Annotated in this window: 5 protein-coding genes; 4 read left to right on the top strand and 1 reads right to left on the bottom strand. The window is 72.2% G+C overall.

Annotation, left to right across the window (positions count from 1 at the left end; all coding sequences use genetic code 11):
* On the bottom strand, positions 1–1,086 hold a 1,086-nt coding region (locus tag H5J33_RS23740; protein WP_181796929.1), incomplete at its 3' end, for an FAD-dependent monooxygenase.
* Positions 1,087–1,289: 203 nt separating this feature from the next.
* Here H5J33_RS23740 and H5J33_RS23745 point away from each other — a divergent pair.
* From H5J33_RS23745 to H5J33_RS23760, 4 genes are all read left to right on the top strand, one after another.
* Positions 1,290–2,363, top strand: coding sequence for a SchA/CurD-like domain-containing protein (locus H5J33_RS23745; RefSeq protein ID WP_181796930.1), 1,074 nt, complete (start codon positions 1,290–1,292; stop codon positions 2,361–2,363).
* Between the two features lie 37 nt (positions 2,364–2,400).
* Positions 2,401–2,841 (top strand): cupin domain-containing protein, encoded by a 441-nt coding sequence (locus H5J33_RS23750; RefSeq protein ID WP_309485475.1) that lies wholly within the window; start codon positions 2,401–2,403, stop codon positions 2,839–2,841.
* A complete protein-coding gene (locus H5J33_RS23755; protein ID WP_181796931.1) occupies positions 2,838–4,097 on the top strand; it encodes a beta-ketoacyl synthase in 1,260 nt (419 codons plus the stop codon). The genes H5J33_RS23750 and H5J33_RS23755 overlap by 4 nt, the downstream gene beginning before the upstream one ends.
* 9 nt (positions 4,098–4,106) lie before the next feature.
* A partial coding sequence (locus H5J33_RS23760) for a beta-ketoacyl synthase N-terminal-like domain-containing protein (RefSeq protein ID WP_309485476.1) occupies positions 4,107–4,812 on the top strand: 706 nt, incomplete at its 3' end.

The following is a 4,812-nucleotide window of genomic DNA, read 5'->3' on the forward strand; positions in this document are numbered from 1 at the left end:
GCTGGTGGCCAGGGCGACCGGCCGGCGCTCGGTGTCGTAGGTCTCCAGCAGCTCGGGCCCGGCCCAGCCGTCGAGCACGGCGGCCAGCTTCCAGGCCAGGTTGTGCGCGTCCTGGATGCCGGTGTTGGAGCCGAACGCGCCGGTCGGCGACATCTCGTGGGCCGAGTCCCCGGCGAGCAGCACCCGGCCGGCCGTGTAGCGCTCGGCGACCCGTTCCGCCGCGCGCCAGGACGCCTTCCCGGTGATCTCGATGTCGAGGTCCGGCACGCCGACCGCCAGCCGGATGTGCCGCTGGAGCCGCTCCTCGGTGAACTCCTCCAGCCGCTCGCCGTGCTCGGGGTGCCAGGGCGCGTGGAAGACCCAGTGCTCCTTGTTGTCGACGGGCAGCAGCGCGCCGTCGGCCTCCGGGTTGGTCAGGTAGCAGCAGATGAAGTGCCGGTCGCCGACGGTCTCGGCGAGCAGCTTGGACCGGAAGGTGATGCTGACGTTGGCGAACAGGTCGCCGGGCCCGCTCTGCCCGATGCCGAGCCGGCGCCGCACGGGGCTGCGCGGGCCGTCGCAGGCGGCCAGGTAGTCGGCGCGCACCGTGTACAGCTCGTCGCTGTCGCGGTCCCGGACGAACGCCGTCACTCCTTCGGGGTCCTGCGAGAAGGACTCCAGCTCGTGGTAGTAGCGCAGATCGCCGCCGAGCGCCCGGGCCCCCTTCAGCAGCACCGGCTCCAGATCGTTCTGGCTGCACAGGCACCACGTGGTGGGGCTGAACCTCGCCAGCCCGCCGCCCGGGTCGATGTGCCGGAACAGCCACTCCCCGGCGTCGCCCACCAGGGTGGGCGTCTGCAGGATGCCGTGGTTGTCCGCGAGCAGCGAGGCCGCCGCCTTGATGTCCGGCTCGAGGCCGGCCACCCGGAACAGCTCCATCGTGCGCAGGTTGTTGCCGCGGCCACGCGGGTGGATCGAGGTCCCGGAGTGCCGCTCGACGAGCATGTGCGGTACGCCGAGACGGCCCAGGAACAGGGAGAGGGACAGGCCCACCAGGGAGCCGCCCACGACGAGGACGGGCACCCGGTGATCGGCTTTCTGCTGCATCAGGGCTCCAGAGGCGAAGGTTCGGGATGCGGGGCGCATTGGTGTTTGTGTGCCCTGTGGGACGGCTTTCGCGTGCTCAATCACCCGCGTGGTTCACGCGAGTCGCGCGACCCGGCACGAGCGGCACAGGATCAAGAAGCGCTGACGTCGCGTCATTCGGCGGCCGGCGTTGCCTCTGCCCCCGTGAAGGAGATGTGCGCAGCATGACCACCTTGTCGGAAAAGCCCTCGGCCCCCTCGACGCGCCAGGTGTCGAAGCGGGTCTCCCAGTCGGTGTTCGACGGCTCCCGCCTGCGGGTCGTCCTCCTCGTGGACGTCCACGAGGGCGCCCAGCAGCAGTTCCTGGAGGCCTACGAACAGCTGTGCAACCAGGTGGCGCAGGTCCCCGGTCACGTCAGCGACCAGCTGTGCCAGTCCATCGAGAACCCCTCCCAATGGCTCATCACCAGCGAGTGGGAAAGCGCCCCGCCGTTCCTCACCTGGGTGAACAGCGAGGAGCACGTGCGGATGGTGGAGCCGCTGCACAGCTGCGTGCGCGACACCCGGTCGCTGCGCTTCCACGTCGTCCGCGAGACCGGCGGAGCGGCCGCCACGTCCGCCGGGCGCCGCCGGCTCCAGACGTCCCCCCGGATCGGCGACGGGGTGATCCGGCACGCGCTCACCTTCACGGTGCGGCCCGGCAGCGAGGCGGAGGTGAGGCGGATCCTGGCGGACTACGCCTCGCCCCGGGCCCGGGTCGACGAGACCACCCGGCTGTGCCGGACCTCCCTGTTCATGCACGGCAACCGGGTGGTGCGGGCCATCGAGGTGCGCGGCGACCTGCTCGCGGCGCTGCGCCACGTCGCCCGGCAGCCCGAGGTGCGGGCCGTGGAGGAGGCCATCAACCCCTATCTGGAGCAGGAGCGGGACCTGAACGACCAGGAGTCCGCGCGGGTGTTCTTCACCCGGGCGGCGCTGCCCGCCGTGCACCACGTCACCGCGGACGAGCTGACCGAGGGCGAGCGGCTGGCCCGGTACTACCCGGCCCGGCCGGGCAGCGGGATGCGGCTGGCGGAGCTGCTCGCCCAGCGGGACGAGGCGGCGGCGGACGACCCGGACAGCCCCGTGCTGCGCAGCACGATCTTCCAGCGCGACGACGTCGTCGTCCGGCTGCTCGACGTACGTCCCGGGCTCGGCGCCCCGCCGGAGTCCGGGCACCCGGCCGGGCTGGAGTCGCTGCTGGACGGCGAGCCCGTCGGCATGGACCTCGTCACCGACCGCCGTTCGCCCGACGCCTGACCCGCCCGCGGGCCGGCCCTACCAACGGAGGAACACCGTGATCAAACCCCTTCCGAAGATCGTGGACCTGAGCGAGATCGAGCCCAACACCCGGCGCGGCGGTGATCTGCGCGCCATGCTCACCCCCACGACGGCGGGCGCCACCAGCGGTTTCATGGGGGTGGCCATCGTCCAGCCCGGCGACCGCATCGGTGAGCACTACCACCCCTACTCCGAGGAGTTCGTCTACGTCCTGTGCGGGCAGCTGGAGGTGGACCTGGACGGCGAGCCGCACCCGCTGCGGCCCGAGCAGGGGCTGATGATCCCCGTCAACATGCGCCACCGGTTCCGCAACGTCGGCAAGGTGGAGGCGCGGCTCGTCTTCCACCTGGGCCCGCTCGCCCCGAAGCCGTCCCTCGGCCACGTCGACACCGAGGAGACGGAGCAGCCCCTGGCCGCCGTCGCCGAGCCCGCCGGCCGGGAACAGGTCCGCTCATGACCCGGCGCGTGGCGGTCACCGGCATAGGCGTCGTCGCTCCGGGCGGGATCGGCGTACCGGCGTTCTGGGACCTGCTGGCCGAAGGCCGTACCGCGACGCGGGGCATCACGTTCTTCGACCCGGCCGGGCTCAGGTCCCGGATCGCCGCAGAGTGCGACTTCGACCCCGCCGCGCACGGCCTGGACGCGGAACAGATCCAGCGGGCGGACCGGTACATACAGTTCGCCCTGGTCGCCGGGGAGGAGGCGGTCCGGGACTCCGGTCTCGACCTGGCCCGGGAGGACCCCTGGCGGGTCGGTGTCTCCCTGGGCACCGCCGTCGGCGGCACCACCCGCCTGGAGCACGACTACGTCCTGGTCAGCCACCGCGGGCAGCGCTGGGACGTGGACCACACCGAGGCGGAGCCGCAGCTGCACCGGGCGTTCTCGCCGAGCACCGTGGCCTCCGCGGTGGCGGAACGGTTCGGCGCGCAGGGTCCGGTGCAGACCGTCTCCACCGGCTGCACCTCCGGACTGGACGCCGTCGGATACGCCTTCCACACCGTCCAGGAGGGGCGCGCCGACATATGCCTGGCCGGGGCCTCGGACTCCCCGATATCCCCGATCACCATGGCCTGCTTCGACGCGATCAAGGCCACGTCCCCGAACAACGACGACCCCGCGCACGCCTCCCGGCCCTTCGACAACAACCGTGACGGCTTCGTCATGGGCGAGGGCGGCGCGGTGCTCGTCCTGGAGGAGCTGGAGCACGCCCGGGCCCGCGGTGCCCATGTGTACTGCGAGTTCGGCGGTTACGCCACCTTCGGCAACGCCTACCACATGACCGGCCTGACCAAGGAGGGCCTGGAGATGGCGCGGGCCATCGAGACGGCCCTCGGCCAGGCGCGGCTCGACCCCACGGCGATCGACTACGTCAACGCGCACGGGTCCGGCACCCGGCAGAACGACCGCCACGAGACGGCGGCCGTGAAGCGGGCGCTCGGCCACCACGCCTACGACACCCCGATGAGCTCCATCAAGTCCATGGTGGGGCACTCCCTCGGGGCGATCGGCGCCATCGAACTGGTCGCCTGTGTGCTGGCCCTCGCCAAGCAGGTCGTACCGCCGACCGCGAACTACGAGATCCCCGACCCGGAGTGCGACCTGGACTACGTCCCGCGCGTCGCCCGCGAACGCAAGCTGACCAGCGTGCTGTCCGTGGGCAGCGGGTTCGGGGGTTTCCAGTCCGCGGTGATCCTGACCCGGCCGAGGGAGTGAGGACACACGATGAGCGAACCGAAGGACCGGCAGGCGGCCATCACCGGCATCGGGGTGGTCGCACCCAACGGCACCAGCGCCGACACCTTCTGGAAGGCGACCCAGGAGGGCCTCAGCGTCCTCGACCGGGTCACCCGCGAGGGCTGCGAGAACCTTCCCCTGAAGGTGGCCGGTGAGGTCCGCGCCTTCGACCCGGCGGCCACCATCGAGGAGCGCTTCCTCGTCCAGACCGACCGGTTCACGCACTACGCCATGGCCGCCGCCGACTTCGCGCTGGACGACGCCCGGCTGGCGCCGTCCGGCATCCCGGACGCGCCGTACTCCATCGGCGTGGTCACCGCCGCCGGATCCGGCGGCGGCGAGTTCGGCCAGCGCGAACTGCAGCGACTGTGGGGCAAGGGCAGCCGGTTCGTCGGGCCGTACCAGTCCATCGCCTGGTTCTACGCCGCGAGCACCGGCCAGGTCTCCATCCGCCGCGGCTTCAAGGGGCCCTGCTCGGTCGTCGCCTCCGACGAGGCCGGCGGACTGGACGCCCTCGCCCACGCGGCCCGGGCGGTGCGCCGCGGCACCGACGTGATCGTGGCCGGCTCCACCGAGGCGCCGCTCGCGCCGTACTCGATGGTCTGCCAGCTCGGATACGCGGAACTGAGCCGGGAGACCGACCCGGCCCGGGCCTACCTGCCCTTCACCGAGGGGGCGCGCGGGTTCGTGCCGG

Origin of the sequence: Streptomyces sp. WELS2, from assembly GCF_013870595.1 — a bacterium.
Classification (GTDB): domain Bacteria; phylum Actinomycetota; class Actinomycetes; order Streptomycetales; family Streptomycetaceae; genus Streptomyces.